Source organism: Brucella tritici (genome assembly GCF_008932285.1).
Classification (GTDB): domain Bacteria; phylum Pseudomonadota; class Alphaproteobacteria; order Rhizobiales; family Rhizobiaceae; genus Brucella; species Brucella tritici.
In genome coordinates, this window is sequence record NZ_WBVY01000003.1 from 726,980 (window position 1) to 744,345 (window position 17,366).

A 17,366-nucleotide genomic window follows, 5' to 3' on the forward strand; every position below is an offset into this window, starting at 1 on the left:
TTGCTGTTGGCGGTTATATCGGTCGGGGCTGATCGTGAGGAAAGTATCACCTGTTGAACAGTGTGTAACCCATAAGCCGCAATCGCCTTGCGTTCCGACAACGGTGGATAATTGGGGCTTGGCAGAACGTTTCACGTAAAGAATATATTAACCCTCGGATTTCGGTTGTAAGAAACCTGCTGGCGTAGCGTTTAGGGAGTTTGGTTTTGCGGCGCATTTTTTCTCGGACTGCCCCTGCGTTGCTCGTTCTGATGTCTCTGCTTGCCGGTTGCGCCAGCCGTCCTGAAGGCGTGCTTGTGCCCGTCGGCGATGCGGCTTCTCCCAATACCACCAAGGTTGATCTTGTCGTGGCGACCACCCGCCGCCCATCCGACAAACCGGGCATTCTTTTCTCCGGCGAGCGTGACAAGCTCGTGTCGCTCAACGAGATTGTTGTGTCCATTCCGCCGGAAAAAAACCGCAAGGCGGGCGAAGTGCAGTGGCCGAAGAAGCTGCCGCCCAATCCGCAGAAAGATTTCACCACCGTCAGCGTGACGCCGCTCAAGACCGATGTGGAAATGGCAGGCTGGGTTCGCCCGCATCTGACCAAGAGCCGCCGCGTGATGGTTTTCGTGCACGGCTTCAACAATACGTTCGAGGATTCCGTCTATCGCTTTGCCCAGATCGTGCATGATTCCGGAGCAGATGTTGCGCCGGTGATCTTCACCTGGCCGTCGCGCGCCAGCGTGTTCGACTATAATTACGACAAGGAAAGCACCAACTATTCCCGCGATGCGCTGGAACAGATCTTGCGCGCCATCGCACGCGAGCCGGAGGTCAAGGACATCACAGTCATGGCCCACTCGATGGGCAGCTGGCTGACGGTCGAGGCTCTGCGGCAGATGGCGATCCGCGATGGCCGCGTGAATGCCAAGATAACAGATGTCATTCTGGCATCGCCCGATCTCGACGTTGATGTGTTTTCGAAACAGTTTCTGGCGATGGGCAAGCAGCACCCACGTTTCACCCTGTTCACGTCGCGAGACGACAGGGCGCTTGCATTGTCTCGGCGCATTTCCGGAAATATCGACCGGCTCGGCCAGATTGATCCGTCAATCGAGCCCTATCGCTCCGAGCTTGAAAAAGCAGGCATTACCGTTATCGACCTGACACAGCTCAAGGCGGGTGACCGTCTCAACCACGGCAAGTTTGCTTCCAGCCCGGAAGTCGTGCAGTTGATCGGCCAGCGCCTAGTTGCAGGCCAGACCATCACGGATTCGCAGGTCGGGCTCGGCGATCGTCTGGGGGCAGTGGCGATGGGTACAGCACAGGGTGTCGGAACGGCTGCCTCGCTGGTGGTAACAGCGCCAATTGCCGTATTCGATCCGAACACACGCAAAACCTATGACGAGCAGATTGATCGTTTCGGCCGTGCCGTCGGCAATACGGTCGGCGCGGTAACGATCCCCACGCAATAGGCGCAGAGAACGCTTCGCCTCCACAGTTGTCATATTTGAGCTGACGCTGTAGGACTCGCGGCCAATAAATTCGGGCCGCGAGGAGGACCTCATGCAGATCATCCGCACTATTGAGGAATTGCGTCAGGCTTTGGCGCCTGCAAGGCGGGCTGGAAAACGCATCGGCTTTGTGCCGACCATGGGCTACCTCCACAAAGGCCATCTTGAATTGGTTCATCGCTCCGGAGCGGAAAACGATGTGACCGTCGTGTCGATTTTCGTCAATCCGCTGCAATTTGGCGCGAATGAAGATCTCGACAAATATCCGCGCGATCTGGAACGTGATGCCACTCTGCTACGCGGGGCAGAGGTCGATTACCTCTTCGCGCCAGCCGTCAGCGATATGTATCCGCACCCTATGCAGACGGTAGTGGATGTACCAACCCTCGGTAATCAGATGGAAGGCGAGGCGCGTCCCGGCCACTTTGCCGGTGTCGCGACTGTGGTGAGCAAGCTCTTCAATATCGTTGGCCCGGATGCAGCCTATTTCGGCGAAAAGGATTTTCAGCAGCTCGTCATCATCCGCCGTATGGTGGAGGACATGGCGATTCCGGTGCGTGTGGTCGGCGTTAAGACGGTGCGCGAGGATGACGGCCTCGCCTGTTCGTCCCGCAATGTCTATCTCTCGCTGGAACAGCGCGCCGCCGCAGTCATTGTGCCGAAGGCACTCGACGAGGCCGAGCGCCTCTATCGTTCCGGCATAGATGATCCCGATGCGCTGGAAGCGGCAATTCGTGCTTTCATCGCCACAGAACCGCTGGCGACGCCCGAAGTTGTGGCGCTGCGTGATCCTGAAACGCTGGAACGCCTGACATCGGTTCAGGGAGGTCCGGTGCTGATCGCGCTGTTTGTGCGGCTCGGCACGACACGGCTTCTCGATAATCGCGTCATTGCGCATGTCGCGCAGGAACAGGCGGCCTGAGATGAGCGCGCCCGTTAAACAGAAGCGGCTGACGCCCAAGGCCATTTCAGCCCTGAAGGGCGAACGCCCGATTGTCAGCCTCACCGCCTATACGACGCCGATTGCGCGGCTGCTCGATCCGCATTGCGACCTGTTGCTGGTGGGGGACTCGCTCGGCATGGTGCTTTACGGCATGGATTCCACCCTTGCTGTCACGCTCGACATGATGATCGCCCATGGGCAGGCGGTGATGCGCGGAGCCGAGACAGCCTGCGTCATCGTCGATATGCCATTCGGTTCCTATCAGGAATCGAAGGAGCAGGCGTTTCGCAACGCGGCGCGTGTGATGCAGGAAACCGGCTGCGACGGCGTCAAACTCGAAGGCGGCGAGGAAATGGCCGAAACGGTCGCATTCCTCGTCAAGCGCGGCATTCCGGTGTTTGGCCACGTCGGTTTGATGCCGCAGCAGGTCAACACGGTCGGCGGTTTTCGCTCGCTTGGGCGTGGCGATGAAGAAGCTGATCAAATTCGCCGTGATGCGCAGGTCATTGCCGATGCGGGCGCGTTTGCCCTGGTCATAGAAGGCACGGTGGAGCCGCTGGCGCGTGAGATCACTGCATCCCTCGCTATTCCAACGGTTGGTATCGGGGCATCGGCTGCCTGCGACGGGCAGATATTGGTTTCGGACGATATGCTGGGGCTGTTTCAGGATTTCACGCCACGTTTCGTGAAGCGCTTTGCCCAATTGGCGCCACAGGTGTCCGATGCGGCGAAAGCCTATGCCGAGGAGGTGCGGGCGCGCACATTTCCCGGGCCGGAGCATGTTTTCGGCTCGAAACCGAAAACTTAGCCCCTAAATTCTGTGCCGTATGGCGGTAGCGCCTTGTAATTATTCGTCAATCGCGTTCAATGTCGGAACTGTTTTCCGGAGTTGCTGTGACCGACGATATTGCCCATACCGAACTGATTGCCGTGCTGGCAGCCGTGACCAGCGAACAGCCGCGCGTCATGACCGTGCGACAGGGGCAAGCCCTGCCATCCGGCCCGTTCGAAAGCGAACACCGTTCGTTGCAATCGGGCTTGCGCGCCTGGGTGCAGTCGGAAACCGCGCATCCGGTCGGTTATCTGGAGCAACTCTACACCTTTGCCGACCGTGACCGCCATGCACAGGGCGAGCGCATCATTTCGATCAGCTATCTGGGCCTTGTGCGTGAAAGCGATGCGGCAGCGGGGCGGGCGGGCTGGCGCGGCTGGTATGATTATCTGCCATGGGAAGATCACCGTCAGGGCGAACCGGCGATCATGGAGCATCTCAACAATGCGCTCCTTGTCTGGGCCTATCGGGCTGAAACGCCGGAGCTGACAGCGCAGCGCATGCGGCGCATCGCTTTCACCTTCGGCTTTGAGAGTGGAGAGTGGAGCGGGCGCTGGAACGAAGACCTTGTGCTACAGCGCTATGAATTGCTGTTCGAGGCCGGTCTCGTGGCGGAGGCCGGAATGAGGGAAGACGAGAACGGCCGTTCCATGTTTGCAGATCATCGCCGCATCCTTGCCACTGCGATTGCGCGGCTGCGCGCCAAGATCAAATACCGTCCGGTGGTGTTCGAATTGATGCCGGACAGTTTTACGCTTTTACAACTCCAACGGACTGTCGAAGCGCTGGCGGGCCTGCGCCTGCACAAGCAGAATTTCCGCCGTTTGATCGAGCAACAGGACCTTGTCGAGGAAACCGGCGAAAGCGACAGCGAAACCGGCGGGCGTCCAGCAAAACTGTTCCGTTTCCGCTACTCGATTGTCGAGGAACGTGCCCTTTCTGAGCGCCATCTGGCCGGAGCCAAGCTGCCAATCTCCCGCGATTGACAATATACTCGAATCGAGTATAACTTCGTAAACATGAAATACTCAAATTGAGTATAATTGATGCACTCGGGAGATCACCCATGAACGATCATGTTTCCGTTTCGCAACTCTATGACCGCGTGGCCAAGGTGCTGCCCAAGGCGGAGTGGCTGGGCTTCGAAGACGATGTCGCGGCCATTCTCGAGCTGAAGAAAAAGCGCAATGCGGTCATCCTTGCGCATAATTACCAGACGCCGGAAATCTTCCACTGCGTGGCTGATATTGTCGGCGACAGTCTGGCGCTGGCGCGCAAGGCTGCGGAGGTCGATGCCGATGTGATCGTGCTGGCGGGCGTACATTTCATGGCCGAAACGGCCAAGCTGCTCAATCCCGGCAAGGCGGTGCTGATCCCCGATATGGCTGCGGGCTGTTCGCTGGCCGATAGCATCACGCCGGAAGATGTAGCCTTGTTGCGAGAGACGCATCCCGGCGTGCCGATCATCACCTATGTCAATACATCCGCAGCCGTTAAGGCGGCATCCGATATTTGCTGCACCTCCGGCAATGCCAAAAAGGTGGTGGAATCGCTCGGCGTGCCGCGCGTGCTGATGATCCCCGACGAGTTTCTGGCGCAGAATGTGGCGCGCGAAACCGATGTCGAAATTCTCGCCTGGCATGGCCATTGCGAGGTGCATGAGCGGTTTACACCCGACGATATCCGCGAATTGCGCGAGAGCCATCCGGGCGTCGTGGTTCTGGCGCATCCCGAATGTCCGCCGGAAGTGGTGGAAGCCGCGGATTTCGCCGGTTCCACAGCGGTCATGTCGGACTATGTTGGTGAGAAGAAGCCGCAGCGTGTCGTGCTTTTGACCGAATGCTCGATGAGCGACAATGTTGCTGTCGATCACCCGGATGTCGAGTTCATCCGCCCGTGCAATCTCTGCCCGCACATGAAGCGGATCACACTCGCCAATATTCGCGATGCGCTGGAAAACAATCGCCATGAAGTGACAGTCGATGCAGCACTGATGGAGCCTGCCCGGCGCGCCGTCGAGCGGATGCTGGCGGTATGAGCATGTCGCGCAAAAGTGGGGACCGGTTTTGCGATAACGACATGCGTCAAAACAAAATGAATACGGTTCAGGCTCCGGTCCTTATCATTGGCAGCGGTCTCGCTGGTTTGATGACGGCACTGACGCTTGCTCCGCAGCCGGTTTTGCTGGTGACGGCTGGGAGCCTCGGCCTGTCCGGTTCCAGCACTTTGGCGCAAGGCGGCATTGCCGCAAGTGTTGGCATTGACGACAGCGCGGCACTGCATCTGGCCGATACGATTGCGGCTGGTGATGGCCTGTGTGACGTGGGCGTGGCGACAGAAATCATAGAAGCAGGCGCCAAGGTCGTTGCCGCGCTGGAAGCCCATGGCGTGCACTTCGACCGCAAGGCGGACGGTTCTTTTTCGCTCGGTCTGGAGGCTGCCCATAGCCGCCATCGCATTGTACATGTGGATGGCGATGCGACGGGGGCGGGCATCATGCGCGCTCTAACCGCGAAGGTTCTGGCGACGCCATCAATCACCGTGATGGAAAACACCCGCGCCCTTCGGCTCATGCGGCAGGATGGCCGTGTCGTTGGTGCCTGTCTTGAAAGTGTCGGTCCGGTTGCAGCGTGCGCCGTGGTTCTGGCGACGGGCGGGATCGGCGGACTTTATAACGCAACAACCACGCCGCTCGGCAATCTCGGCCAAGGTGCCGCTCTGGCAGGCCGTGCAGGCGCTGTGCTTGCCGATATGGAGTTCGTGCAATTCCATCCGACCGCGCTTGCCGTTTCCGCGCCGCGCCTGCCATTGGTCAGCGAGGCGGTGCGTGGGGAAGGCGCCAAGCTCGTCAATAATTGTGGTGAGCAGTTCATGGCGGATATTCCGGGCCGTGAGCTTGCGGCCCGCGACGTGGTGGCGCGTGCCATCGGCAACGAGATTGCACAAGGGCGCAAAGTCTATCTCGATGCGCGCATGGCTTTGGGTGCACGTTTTGCAACCCGTTTTCCGGGTATTGATGCGCTTTGCAAGCAGCATGGTGTTGATCCGTCACGTGATCTGATCCCGGTCAGGCCGGCCACGCATTATCACATGGGCGGGGTCAAGACCGACGCCGACGGGCGCAGCAGTTTGCCGGGTCTCTGGGCCGTGGGCGAAGCGGCCTGCACCGGCCTGCATGGTGCGAACCGGCTTGCCAGCAATTCACTGCTTGAAGCGGCCGCCATGGGTCTGCGCGCCGCACGCGCGCTCATGGAGGACAAAGTCATCGGCGTTCGGTACTCCGCACCGTTCAGTCTGCCGGAGAGCGCTGATCCTGAACCCGTGCGGCGTGTCGTTTCTAGTCACCTTGGCCTGCTGCGTGATGAAGAAGGTTTGCGCTCTGCAATCACCACCCTTCTACCCCTCGCGGAGACCGACGATGCCGCAGCCGTGGCGCTGGTCGCTGCAGTTGCGGCATTTGAACGGCGCGAGTCGCGCGGCAGCCATGCCCGCACCGATCATCCGCAGAAACATGCGGAAGCCAAGCGCCGCTTCCACACATTCGAGACGGCTTTCGGGCTCGCTCGTGAGATAATTGAATTAAACCGAATTTCCAGGATAGCCTCATGAACCTGTCGCGCTTGTCTCCGCTTGTCGTCGAACCACTGGTGCGCGCCGCACTTCTGGAAGATTTGGGGCTTGCTGGTGATATCACCAGCAATGCGGTGGTGCCGGAAGATCATCGCTCGGCCATGCTGTTCAGCTTGCGCCAGCCGGGTGTCATCGCCGGGCTGGATGTGGCCGAAATGGCGTTTCGCCTGGTCGATCCGGATGTCGCATTCGAACGTCTGGCGCGGGACGGCCAGTCTCTTGAAAAAGGGGCGGATGTCGCCCGGGTTTCTGGCTCGTCCCGCTCGATCCTGGCGGGGGAGCGGACGGCGCTCAATTTCCTCGGCCACCTCTCCGGCATTGCCACGGCCACGGCCAATCTGGTCAAGGCTGTGGCTGGCACAAAGGCTTCCATCGTGTGCACACGCAAGACGACGCCGGGGCTGCGTGCCTTGCAAAAATATGCGGTCAGGGCAGGCGGCGGCATGAACCACCGTTTCTCGCTCTATGATGCGGTGCTCATCAAGGATAATCACATCGCCGTTGCGGGCAACGTGCGCGAGGCCATCGAACGCGCCAAGGCCGGGGCCGGTCACATGGTCAAGATCGAGGTCGAGGTCGATACGCTGCAACAGCTTGATGAAGCCATGGCGACGGGCGTGGATGCGGTGCTGCTCGACAATATGTCGCCTGCGCAATTGCGCGAGGCGGTCTCGATTATCGACGGTCGCGCCATTTCTGAAGCCTCGGGCGGCATCACACCGGAAACGGTGGCGGCAGTCGCGGCCAGCGGCGTTGATCTGATTTCAGTCGGCTGGACCACGCACAGCGCGCCAAATCTCGATATCGGGCTCGATTTTGAACTGAATAGATGAGGTTTTATGTCTTGTGTGGACAGGCGCAATATCTCCCACATAGGCAATGTCCAAACGTGTTTCGCTGTAAAATCTAGTCCGCCGCTAAGGGTTAGGTCTCGCACATTCATGGCGATAACTGCCTCCATACTCGTGCAAGAATCCTACACGTAAAAACATGATTGAATAATTCATGTTTTCATGTCACACAATGACTGACTGATAGTCAGTCATGAGTCGTGCGGTGGTACTGCAACTTGCTTGTGTGCGTGCCGGTTGCCGGATCGCCGTCACGGCTCAAAGCGGCATTGCCGCAGAAAGTTTGATGGATATCGAGCAGGAGGGAAGCGTGATGCTTCACCATACGGAAAATTGGCCTTACGTGGTCACCTTGTCGAAGGGTGCATCGACCTTGGAAGAAACGCGTGAATTCTTTGATGTCTGGAATCGGTGGCTTGATGAGGGAAAGCCCTTCATCACGATCCGCCGTTTTCTGGACGAGGATGCACTTGCGCATCCCGAAGGTTCGGCACGGGAAGTGAAACAATGGTTGCAGCAGAATGCGCAGCGTATTCGCGAACAGGTGCTGGGCATGGTGAACATCGTTCCGGAATCTGTTTATGAACAGGCAAGCCGCATGGATGCAGAAAAGCTGTTTCGCGTCCCCGCGGGCACATTCTCCAATGTCGATGCGGCGCTGCATTGGCTGGAAGATCGGGTCATTCGACCAAATCAGCTTGATTTTGACAGGGCGGCGATCCGGGATAAATTGGCAGCGACCTGAAGTTTTGGAGATTGATTTGCCTTCCACTGCCATCAAGCCCAAGCCCCGCACTAAACCAGCGGAAATACGTCGCGACGAGCTGATGGCTGCAGCCGAAGCCCTCTTCCTCGAAAAGGGCTTCGCGGCGACAAGCGTGGATGAAATCGTGCGTCTGGCGGACGTCGCCAAAGGTACGTTCTATCTGCATTTTCGCAGCAAGGACGACATCCTGCTTGCCTTGCGGGAGCGATTTGTCGATGGGTTCTGCGAGCGATTGGAGCGCCAACTCGGTCTACTTCCCGCCGACGACTGGCAGGGAAAACTGGCTGCATGGGCCGAGACCGGAATTGCCGGCTATCTCGACAACTACAAACTCCACGACATGGTGTTCCATGATTTTCACCCGCCCATGCGTCGCATGAAGCAGGAAAATCCGGCAATCGTCCGGCTCGATGCGTTGTTGACCGACGGTAATGCTGCAGGCGCATGGAAAATCGCCGATACGCGTTTGACGGCTGTACTTTTGTTCAATGCGCTGCACGGTGCGGTCGATGAGATCATCTCCAACCCAGATATGATGGATCGTGCCGAGATGGTCGCCGGTGTGAAGAGGCTTTTCCTGCAGGCGGTGCGATCTCAATAAGTACAGTTAAAGAAAAAGGGAGGCCGACGCCTCCCTCTATTCATTTTCCAGCGCTTGTGGCAGGGCTTACTTTTCAACAAAAGCCTTCTCGATGACGTAGTGTCCGGCTTCGCTCTGGCTGCCTTCCTTGAATCCGCGTTCTTCCAGAATCTGCTTGGTTTCGGCCAGCATTTCCGGGCTGCCGCAGAGCATCATGCGGTCGTCATCGTGGTTGAATTCCGGCAGGCCGATATCGGTAAAGAGCTGACCCAAACGAATGAGATCGGTCAGGCGACCACGATTCTTGTAGGGTTCCCGCGTAACGGTTGGATAGTAGATGAGCTGGTTCTTGACCATTTCACCAAGGAATTCATCCTGCGGTAATTCATTGGCGATGAAGTCCGTATAGGCAAGCTCGGCAACCTGACGCACGCCATGAACGAGAATGATCTTCTCGAAACGTTCATAGGCTTCCAGATCGCGGATGATCGACAGAAATGGTGCTAGGCCGGTGCCGGTCGAGAGCAGCCAGAGGTTTTTCCCCGGCTTCAGATTGTCATAGAGCAGCGTGCCGACCGGCTTCTTGGACAGGATGATCTGGTCGCCAACCTTCAGATGCTGAAGCTTGGAGGTCAGCGGACCGTTCGGCACCTTGATCGAGAAGAATTCCAGCCCGTCTTCATAGAGGCTCGAGGCAATGGAATAGGCGCGGGTGAGCGGCTTGCCGTTCACTTCGAGGCCCATCATGATGAACTGGCCGCTCTGGAAGCGAAAACCCGGATCACGCGTCGTGCGGAAGGAAAACAGCGTGTCGGTCCAGTGATGGATGTCGGTGACGGTTTCCTGATTGAAGTTGCTGCTCATTTTCGGAACTGTCTCTGTCTTGCTCCTGCACCGCTTGGGAGGACGGCGCCCAGGGAATTGGATTGGTTGGTTCGGTCTTATCGGTCATTGCTGCATTTTGCCCGCAGTCATGCAGCTCCGCGGAGACTGCATCATCTGCAGGCAAAACGCCTTGATCGCAATCAATGTAAGCGCGTCATGCTGCCTTCAGGGTGGCTTCCGCGAATTCGTAATTGGCCAGCTTGTCGAGGAAATTCGTTACATAGTCAGGCCGACGATTACGGAAATCGAGATAATAGCTATGCTCCCAGACATCAAGTCCTAATAGTGCCTTGCCTTCGCCTGTCGCCAGCGGATTGGAGCCATTTGGCGTCTTGGTGACCTTGAGCTTGTCGTCATTGGCCAGAACCAGCCATGCCCAGCCCGAGCCGAACTGCCCGACAGCCGCCGTCTTGAAGGCTTCCTTGAACTGATCGACGCCGCCGAAATCCTCAACAATCTTCTTTTCCAGAGCGCCCGGCAAGCGACCGCCGGTTGCCGACAGGTTCTGCCAGAACAGATTGTGGTTCCAGTGCTGGCCGGCATTGTTGAACACCGGAGCGAGGTCAGCCTTATCCTTGGCGAAGAGGACAATTTCTTCGAGCGACTTGCCCTTGAGCGCATCATTCTTTTCAACGAAACCGTTGAGTGCCGTCACATAGGCCTGATGGTGCTTGCCGTGGTGCAGCTCAAGCGTTTCCGTACCCATTCCAACGCCTTCAAGTGCGTTGGTTGCAAAGGGAAGTGGTGGCAAAGTGAAGCTCATTTTAAAACTCCTGATCGCTTGAGCATAATCACCGTTCGGCATCCTGGGGATCGATTCCGGTGTCGACTCTGGCTTTGATGAAAGCCGGTTTGAATATTGAAAATTCAGAATTATCTTGCTTCGACAAGCCTGATCGCCTATTTAACAAGATAATCCTTCTTTAAATAGAAAACGGCACATATGTCAAGGAATGACTTTCTAAATACCGATGAATTGGGAGCACGTTCTCCCGCGCAGAGGATCATGCTTTCGCTCAAGATGCGGGGAGCGCAGACCGCCGCGACCATCGGGGAACATTTGGGAACCACAGGTGAGGCCGTTCGCCAGCAGCTCGTGCGTCTGGCAGATGAAGGGCTTGTTTCCTCGCATTCCGTGTCGCAAGGCGTCGGCCGCCCTTCGTTGTTCTGGGATCTGACCGAAGCCGGTAACAAACGTTTCCCCGATACGCATGCCGATCTGACGGTTCAGCTTCTTCATTCGGTGCGTACCATTCTTGGTGACGATGCACTGGACACGCTGATCGCTCATCGCGAGACCGAGACGCGTCGTCAGTACCAGACGCGCCTGAAGGATTTGTCGCTCGATCAGCGTGTGAAGGAACTTGCCGACATCCGTTCTGCCGAAGGCTACATGGCTGATGCTGAAAAGCGGGAAGACGGTTCCTGGCTGCTCATCGAAAATCATTGTCCGATCTGTGCCGCTGCCGATGCTTGTCAGGGCTTTTGCAGATCGGAGCTTCAGGTATTCAGGGCCGTGCTTGGCCCTGATGTTTCTGTAAACCGCACCGAGCATATTCTGGCCGGTGCGCGGCGCTGCGCCTACGTTATTGCGCCTACCGCCTAACCATCCGTTCAGCATTGTGCCGGTTGCGGCTGTCTCGCGCTGCGGACGAGAGCGAGTGCCGACACGAATGCCAGTGCAGACAGAATGGCAAAGCCGGAGAAGAGCCAAAGTGCGGCATGTGCAGTGCCGGTAAAGCCGCCGGGATTGGTGAGGCCAGCCATATTGGCAACCATTCCTGCAAGTGCTGCACCAAGGGCGGTCGTAAAAAGCTGCACCATGGTCACGGATGCGGAAGCCAGGTTCTGATCCTCTACGTCGGCACGTTTGAAAATGCGGGTCAGCAGATGCGGCCATGTCAGGCCGACGCCGAAACCGATAACCGCCAGTGCGATGCAGATCGGCAGCAGATCGTACCAATGTCCAGCGCTGCCAGCCGGAATGAGAACGGCCAGCGTTACCATGCCCGCCACGCCCATGACGGGGGCGGCCAGAATGACACGGTCGGTGCGCCCCGCAGCAATTCCCGACGATCCGATGGAACCAAGTGTCCAGCTGCCGCCCATGATGGCTGCCAGATAACCCGCAACAAGCGGCGACTGGTTGTGCAGCACTTGAAAGAACAATGGCACGAAGACTTCGGAACTGGTGACGGATGCGCTGAGGAATGCAAGTGTGAGATAGAGTGCGCCGAGTTTCCGAATGCTGAACGAACCTTTCGGAAGGATACGACGGCTGGCTTTCTTTTCTACGACAGCGAGGAGAAGCAGCAGGACAATCGCAACCGTAACGCCACCGGCATTCAGCGCCAGTTCTGATGAAATGCTTCCGGCGGAAACGGCCAGGACTGCAGCGGTCAAAAGGATGAGTTGTGGCCAGGCAAGCCGGTCATTGCTGGCGGCGGAGCCGGATTCACGCGGCAGCACCGTCATGGCCATGATGGTGAACACGGCAATCACCGGCGCAAGCGACCAGAAGGCGGCGCGCCAGATGCCAAGCTCAGCAAAGACGCCGCCGATGGCTGGACCGACAAGCGTAGCCACGCCCCACATGCCGGATACGAGACCGATGGCACGCGGCCACAGCGCTTCGTCGAAAACGATACGGATCATGGAATAGGAGAGCGCCAGCATCATGCCGCCGCCAAGGCCCTGTATGGCGCGTCCCGCCAGCATGACGGGCATGGATGGAGCGAGGCCGCAAGTCAGGGTTCCAGCAGCAAAGATGACGGCAGCGATCAGGTAGGCGCTGCGCGGTCCTGCCTGGGAAAGCAGGCGCGGCACAAGCGCCGAGCCGAGAATGGATGCAGTCACGAACAGCGCCGTGTTCCACGCATAATAGTCCATGCCGCCAATGTCGGCGACGACCGTCGGCAGAATGGTTGTAGCGATGAATACGTTGATGGCGTGAAGCGCCACGCCGCCAACAAGCGTCAGCGATACGATAGCGTTTCTACCTGCGAACAGATCTCCCCAACCGGCGGTCGGCTTGTGATCCTGCATTTCATTTTCCTTTGACTATCTTTGTGCGGGCGAATGCCTGAGAGCCTGTCCCAAAAGTCGCCATGCCGGTCTGCAAATGACGCTTTTCTGTGTTCCGGTGCTCATGCACGTTAAGTACATTGCGCTCCGGTACTCGAAAATCACCATTTTCACCACGGCCTGCCGCATTTTGATTCAGGCTCTGAATAAGGTCGCCCCGAACATGAAATAATGGCTACGCCCGCGCTCATAATTTGTCAAGCAAGTGCTTGTTTAATTAATTTGATGATATGCGAAAATTGTAGCGAGCCGTGTTGGTCGCTAGAAGCCATTTGTCCGGACAAAGACTTTCAATGAAACGAGAGGGCATGCATGGACGAGAGGGAAGGGGTTCAAATCCCTGCAAAAAGCTCTATATGAAGCTCACCCGCTGAAGGTGGGAAGTAATCCGCGATAGCTTGTGGGGAAATTTTTTCCCGATAATGCTGTGGCGGATTTGTGTTTCTGTCACAAGCTTCCTATAAGCCTTCGAATAATTTGGGAAACTACTTGTGTGTTTCCTCAACTTGGCAAACCAGCCTTGCTGGCGAGGCCAGATTTCCCCTTTGGACGACCCGGCCAGAAAACTCGGAACGCTCATGATCCAGACGCCTTACTACCTGATCGACAAGACCAAGCTGAAGCGCAACATGGAAAAGGTTGCCTATGTGCGCGAAAAGTCCGGCGCCAAGGCGCTGCTGGCGCTGAAATGCTTCGCCACGTGGTCGGTATTTGATCTGATGAGCGAATATATGGATGGCACGACATCATCTTCGCTCAACGAAGTGCGCCTCGGCCATGAAAGATTCGGCGGCGAAACCCATGCCTATAGCGTGGCCTATGCCGATAATGAGATCGACGAGGTCATCAGCCACGCCGACAAGATCATCTTCAATTCGGTCGGTCAGTTTGAGCGCTTTGCCGACAAGGCAGCACATATCAAGCGCGGCTTGCGTCTGAACCCAGGCATTTCGTCTTCGAGCTTCGATCTGGCCGATCCAGCACGTCCGTTCAGCCGTCTTGGCGAATGGGATGTAGCGAAGGTTGAAAAGGTCATGGACCGCGTTACCGGCTTTATGATCCATAACAATTGCGAGAATTCCGATTTCGGCCTTTTTGACAAGATGCTGACCGATATTGAAGAAAAGTTCGGCTCGCTTTTGCACCGCGTTGAATGGGTCAGCCTTGGTGGCGGTATCCACTTCACTGGTGACGACTATCCGGTCGATGCGTTCTGCGCGCGCCTTAAGTCCTTCTCGGAAACATTCGGCGTGCAGATCTATCTGGAGCCGGGCGAAGCCTCGATCACCAAGACCACGACGCTGGAAGTGACGGTTCTCGACACGCTTTATAACGGCAAGAATCTTGCCATCGTCGATAGCTCGATTGAAGCGCATATGCTCGATCTGTTGATCTATCGTGAGAAGGCGAAAATGGCGCCGAACAATGGCGAGCATCGCTATATGGTGTGCGGCAAGTCCTGCCTTGCTGGCGATATTTTCGGCGAATTCACTTTCGACAAGGAACTCTCCATCGGCGACCGCCTCTCATTTGAAGATGCGGCCGGTTATACGATGGTCAAGAAGAACTGGTTCAATGGTGTGAAAATGCCAGCCATTGCCGTGCGTGAACTGGATGGCACGGTCAAACTTGTCCGCGAATTTGATTACGCGGATTTTGAAGGGTCGCTTTCGTAAAGATCCTGTTGCGATTTTAAACCGCAACGAACCCACATGTTCCGAATGAGAAGGCAATCGGGACGTTTAACAGATGGCGGGAAACCGCTGGAAGAGGAAGCATCGACAGAAAATGAAGAAGAACGTTCTCATTATCGGCGCCGGGGGCGTGGCACAGGTTGTTGCACATAAATGTGCGCAAAACTCTGACATATTGGGCGATATCCATATTGCGTCCCGCACGGTTGAGAAATGCCGCAAGATTATCGATAGCGTGCATGAAAAGAAGAGCCTCAAGACCGAGGTGAAACTGGAAGCGCATGCTTTGGACGCGCTGGATATTGAAGCCACCAAGGCTCTGATCCAGAAGACCGGCGTTCAGATCGTCATCAATGTCGGCTCGGCCTTCCTCAATATGTCGGTTCTTCGTGCCTGTATCGATACGGGCGTGGCTTACATGGACACCGCAATCCATGAAGACCCGAAGAAGATCTGCGAGACCCCACCGTGGTATGGCAACTACGAATGGAAGAACCTGAAGGAATGCGAAGAGAAGGGCATCACCGCCATTCTCGGCATTGGCTTTGATCCGGGCGTGGTCAATGCCTATGCACGCCTTGCGGCGGATGACTATCTCGATGAAGTGAAGTCCATTGATATCGTTGACATCAATGCCGGTTCGCATGGCCGCTGGTTCTCGACCAATTTCGATCCGGAAATCAATTTCCGTGAATTCACCGGCACGGTCTATTCATGGCAGGGCGGTCAGTGGCAGTCGAACAAAATGTTTGAAGTTGGCCACACCTTTGACCTGCCTGTCGTCGGTCCGAGCAAGGCCTATATGACCGGCCATGATGAAGTGCATTCGCTGTCCAAGAACTATCCGAACGCTGATGTGCGTTTCTGGATGGGCTTTGGCGATCACTACATCAACGTCTTCACGGTTCTGAACAATCTGGGCCTTCTGTCGGAACAGCCAGTCAAGACCGCTGAAGGTCTGGAAGTGGTGCCGCTCAAGGTGGTCAAGGCTGTTCTGCCTGATCCGTCGTCGCTGGCGCCTGATTACACCGGCAAGACCTGCATTGGCGATTTCGTGAAGGGCACCAAGGACGGCAAGGAGAAGGAAGTCTTCATCTATAACGTTGCCGACCACAAGGATGCCTATAACGAAGTGGGTTCGCAGGGCATTTCCTACACCGCGGGCGTTCCGCCGGTTGCGGCTGCAATCCTGATCGCTTCGGGTGAGTGGGACGTGAAGAAGATGGTGAATGTGGAAGAGCTCAATCCAAAGCCATTCCTCCACATCCTGAACCAGATCGGCCTGCCATCGCGCATCAAGGATGAAGACGGCGACCGCGCTCTTGATTTCGCGTAAGGATATCGCTTTACGCTATTGGAAAACCCCGCTTTTGCGGGGTTTTTTATTGCGCCTTGATCCGGCTTATTCAGGCATATTTGGCCAAGTATCCGAGAGACGGTAGCCATGAGGAAATGGATCGCTCGGGTCCAGCATGAGCTGTGAAGTCCCTGTCACCCATGCGCGACCGGAAATGATCGGGCTGATGGCGGGTTTGCCGCCCATTTCCAGTGCTTTGTCCAGCCGACAATGAAACTCCGTGCCCAGTACGGACTTCCCGATAAATTTCTCTCCGACCTTCATCTGGCCTTTTGCATGAAGCACGGCCATGCGCGCCGAACAGCCGGTGCCGGTTGGGGAACGGTCGAGTTTGGCCGGTCGAATGGCAACGGTGTTCACGCCGGTCAGCACATCACCGTCGCGTGTCACCGGCTCGGTGATCTGGCAGAATGAAATATGGTTCCAGTCCTTCTCGGGATGGCGGAAACCAAGCTGCTCATTGGCGGCTTTGGTAATCTTTACGCCAATCTCGGCGAGTTCCCGCGCCTGGCCCGGTTCGATCTTCATTCCGATAGAATCTGCATCAACAATGACAAAGCTATCGCCGCCATAGGCCGTATCGACGGTGATCGTGCCAAGACCTTCAACTTCCAGCGATGCATCCAGACGGTCCGCGAAAGACGGTACGTTGCGCACGCTGATGCGCTCGGCCTTGCCGTTGCGGCATTCAGCTTCCACTTCAATGATACCGCCGGGCGCTTCCAGTACCATCCGGGTTACCGGCTCCTGCATTGGAATGATGCCGCTATCCAGCAGAACAGTGGAGACGCAGATCGAGTTGGAACCCGACATCGGCGGCGTATCAGCAGGCTCCATGATGATGAAGCCCATCTGCGCGCGCGGGTCTTTCGGTGGCACCAGTAGGTTGACGTGGCGAAAGACGCCGCCGCGCGGCTCGTTCAGGACGAAATTGCGTAAGGTCTCGTCATTGGCGATGAAGCGCGATTGCTCCCACACCGTCTTGCCGGGAGGCGGTGCCACACCACCGACGATGACATCGCCGACTTCGCCCTCCGCATGACAGCCGACTATATGGATGACTTTGGTGCTGCGCATGACGCCTCCTGCAATTAATGCAATCATTCCTATCGGTTAGGCCGCAAGCGTCAATCCTTTATCGGACGGGCAATTGCGCTTTCGCGTCAGAATGAGGATTTCATTCCTCTATGTGCCCGGAGACGAAAAATCCATTTCGAGACGTGTTGCTTCTTTGAGCAAGTCTGATAT

General features: G+C 56.9%; 16 protein-coding genes and 1 pseudogene. 13 read left to right on the forward strand and 4 right to left on the reverse strand.

What is annotated here, in order from left to right:
- Positions 1 to 200 precede the first annotated feature (200 nt).
- From F9K94_RS13290 to F9K94_RS13330, 9 genes are all read left to right on the forward strand, one after another.
- Positions 201 to 1,457: an alpha/beta hydrolase gene (locus tag F9K94_RS13290; protein ID WP_061345017.1), complete on the forward strand. Its 1,257-nt coding sequence runs from the start codon at positions 201 to 203 to the stop codon at positions 1,455 to 1,457.
- 91 nt (positions 1,458 to 1,548) lie between these two features.
- Entirely contained in the window at positions 1,549 to 2,418 is an 870-nt protein-coding gene (gene panC, locus F9K94_RS13295) for a pantoate--beta-alanine ligase (protein WP_151646151.1), read from the forward strand.
- Position 2,419: 1 nt separating this feature from the next.
- Complete coding sequence (gene panB, locus F9K94_RS13300; RefSeq protein WP_151646153.1) at positions 2,420 to 3,247, forward strand: 3-methyl-2-oxobutanoate hydroxymethyltransferase; 828 nt, start codon at positions 2,420 to 2,422, stop codon at positions 3,245 to 3,247.
- Positions 3,248 to 3,306: 59 nt separating this feature from the next.
- On the forward strand, positions 3,307 to 4,257 hold the full coding sequence (locus F9K94_RS13305) for an NUDIX hydrolase (RefSeq protein WP_151646155.1): 951 nt from the start codon (positions 3,307 to 3,309) through the stop codon (positions 4,255 to 4,257).
- A gap of 80 nt (positions 4,258 to 4,337) precedes the next feature.
- Complete coding sequence (gene nadA, locus F9K94_RS13310; protein WP_151646157.1) at positions 4,338 to 5,309, forward strand: quinolinate synthase NadA; 972 nt, start codon at positions 4,338 to 4,340, stop codon at positions 5,307 to 5,309.
- A 41-nt stretch (positions 5,310 to 5,350) separates the two neighbouring features.
- On the forward strand, positions 5,351 to 6,880 hold the full coding sequence (locus F9K94_RS13315; RefSeq protein WP_235920616.1) for an L-aspartate oxidase: 1,530 nt from the start codon (positions 5,351 to 5,353) through the stop codon (positions 6,878 to 6,880).
- Entirely contained in the window at positions 6,877 to 7,734 is an 858-nt protein-coding gene (gene nadC / locus F9K94_RS13320; protein WP_151646159.1) for a carboxylating nicotinate-nucleotide diphosphorylase, read from the forward strand. The genes F9K94_RS13315 and nadC overlap by 4 nt, the downstream gene beginning before the upstream one ends.
- 223 nt (positions 7,735 to 7,957) lie before the next feature.
- On the forward strand, positions 7,958 to 8,497 hold the full coding sequence (locus tag F9K94_RS13325) for a hypothetical protein (protein WP_235920617.1): 540 nt from the start codon (positions 7,958 to 7,960) through the stop codon (positions 8,495 to 8,497).
- A gap of 16 nt (positions 8,498 to 8,513) precedes the next feature.
- Positions 8,514 to 9,119, forward strand: coding sequence for a TetR/AcrR family transcriptional regulator (locus F9K94_RS13330; protein WP_235920618.1), 606 nt, complete (start codon positions 8,514 to 8,516; stop codon positions 9,117 to 9,119).
- Positions 9,120 to 9,185: 66 nt separating this feature from the next.
- Here F9K94_RS13330 and F9K94_RS13335 read toward each other — a convergent pair whose 3' ends face one another.
- Together F9K94_RS13335 and F9K94_RS13340 are read right to left on the reverse strand one after the other, a co-directional pair.
- The gene (locus tag F9K94_RS13335; protein WP_151646163.1) at positions 9,186 to 9,962 is read right to left on the reverse strand and encodes a ferredoxin--NADP reductase; all 777 of its coding nucleotides are present in this window, start codon (positions 9,960 to 9,962) and stop codon (positions 9,186 to 9,188) included.
- A 175-nt stretch (positions 9,963 to 10,137) separates the two neighbouring features.
- Positions 10,138 to 10,746, reverse strand: a complete 609-nt coding sequence (locus tag F9K94_RS13340) for a superoxide dismutase (protein WP_151646165.1) — start codon at positions 10,744 to 10,746, stop codon at positions 10,138 to 10,140.
- Positions 10,747 to 10,989: 243 nt separating this feature from the next.
- Between F9K94_RS13340 and F9K94_RS13345 the strand changes: the two genes are divergently transcribed.
- Entirely contained in the window at positions 10,990 to 11,589 is a 600-nt protein-coding gene (locus tag F9K94_RS13345; protein ID WP_151646167.1) for a helix-turn-helix transcriptional regulator, read from the forward strand.
- 8 nt (positions 11,590 to 11,597) lie between these two features.
- On the opposite strand, the gene F9K94_RS13350 is transcribed toward F9K94_RS13345, so the two are convergent.
- On the reverse strand, positions 11,598 to 13,028 hold the full coding sequence (locus tag F9K94_RS13350) for an MFS transporter (protein WP_151646169.1): 1,431 nt from the start codon (positions 13,026 to 13,028) through the stop codon (positions 11,598 to 11,600).
- Between the two features lie 76 nt (positions 13,029 to 13,104).
- On the opposite strand from F9K94_RS13350, the pseudogene F9K94_RS24680 reads away from it, so the two are divergent.
- The 3 genes and pseudogenes from F9K94_RS24680 to F9K94_RS13365 form a co-directional block, all read left to right on the forward strand.
- Positions 13,105 to 13,233 (forward strand): annotated as a pseudogene (locus F9K94_RS24680) (flagellar basal body P-ring protein FlgI); the annotation flags it as partial.
- A gap of 412 nt (positions 13,234 to 13,645) precedes the next feature.
- Positions 13,646 to 14,743, forward strand: coding sequence for a carboxynorspermidine decarboxylase (nspC, locus tag F9K94_RS13360; protein ID WP_151646171.1), 1,098 nt, complete (start codon positions 13,646 to 13,648; stop codon positions 14,741 to 14,743).
- A gap of 112 nt (positions 14,744 to 14,855) precedes the next feature.
- Positions 14,856 to 16,097: a saccharopine dehydrogenase family protein gene (locus tag F9K94_RS13365; protein WP_151646173.1), complete on the forward strand. Its 1,242-nt coding sequence runs from the start codon at positions 14,856 to 14,858 to the stop codon at positions 16,095 to 16,097.
- A 66-nt stretch (positions 16,098 to 16,163) separates the two neighbouring features.
- Here F9K94_RS13365 and F9K94_RS13370 read toward each other — a convergent pair whose 3' ends face one another.
- Positions 16,164 to 17,195 (reverse strand): trans-3-hydroxy-L-proline dehydratase, encoded by a 1,032-nt coding sequence (locus F9K94_RS13370; protein ID WP_151646175.1) that lies wholly within the window; start codon positions 17,193 to 17,195, stop codon positions 16,164 to 16,166.
- Positions 17,196 to 17,366 lie beyond the last annotated feature (171 nt).

What these genes read in the sequence shown, in the direction of transcription:
- panC (WP_151646151.1), top strand. Translation starts at nt 1,549, where the DNA reads ATGCAGATCATCCGCACTATTGAGGAATTGCGTCAGGCTTTGGCGCCT.
- panB (WP_151646153.1), top strand. Translation starts at nt 2,420, where the DNA reads ATGAGCGCGCCCGTTAAACAGAAGCGGCTGACGCCCAAGGCCATTTCA.
- F9K94_RS13305 (WP_151646155.1), top strand. Translation starts at nt 3,307, where the DNA reads ATGTCGGAACTGTTTTCCGGAGTTGCTGTGACCGACGATATTGCCCAT.
- nadA (WP_151646157.1), top strand. Translation starts at nt 4,338, where the DNA reads ATGAACGATCATGTTTCCGTTTCGCAACTCTATGACCGCGTGGCCAAG.
- F9K94_RS13315 (WP_235920616.1), top strand. Translation starts at nt 5,351, where the DNA reads ATGCGTCAAAACAAAATGAATACGGTTCAGGCTCCGGTCCTTATCATT.
- nadC (WP_151646159.1), top strand. Translation starts at nt 6,877, where the DNA reads ATGAACCTGTCGCGCTTGTCTCCGCTTGTCGTCGAACCACTGGTGCGC.
- F9K94_RS13335 (WP_151646163.1), bottom strand. Translation starts at nt 9,962, where the DNA reads ATGAGCAGCAACTTCAATCAGGAAACCGTCACCGACATCCATCACTGG.
- F9K94_RS13340 (WP_151646165.1), bottom strand. Translation starts at nt 10,746, where the DNA reads ATGAGCTTCACTTTGCCACCACTTCCCTTTGCAACCAACGCACTTGAA.
- F9K94_RS13345 (WP_151646167.1), top strand. Translation starts at nt 10,990, where the DNA reads ATGCTTTCGCTCAAGATGCGGGGAGCGCAGACCGCCGCGACCATCGGG.
- F9K94_RS13350 (WP_151646169.1), bottom strand. Translation starts at nt 13,028, where the DNA reads ATGCAGGATCACAAGCCGACCGCCGGTTGGGGAGATCTGTTCGCAGGT.
- nspC (WP_151646171.1), top strand. Translation starts at nt 13,646, where the DNA reads ATGATCCAGACGCCTTACTACCTGATCGACAAGACCAAGCTGAAGCGC.
- F9K94_RS13365 (WP_151646173.1), top strand. Translation starts at nt 14,856, where the DNA reads ATGAAGAAGAACGTTCTCATTATCGGCGCCGGGGGCGTGGCACAGGTT.
- F9K94_RS13370 (WP_151646175.1), bottom strand. Translation starts at nt 17,195, where the DNA reads ATGCGCAGCACCAAAGTCATCCATATAGTCGGCTGTCATGCGGAGGGC.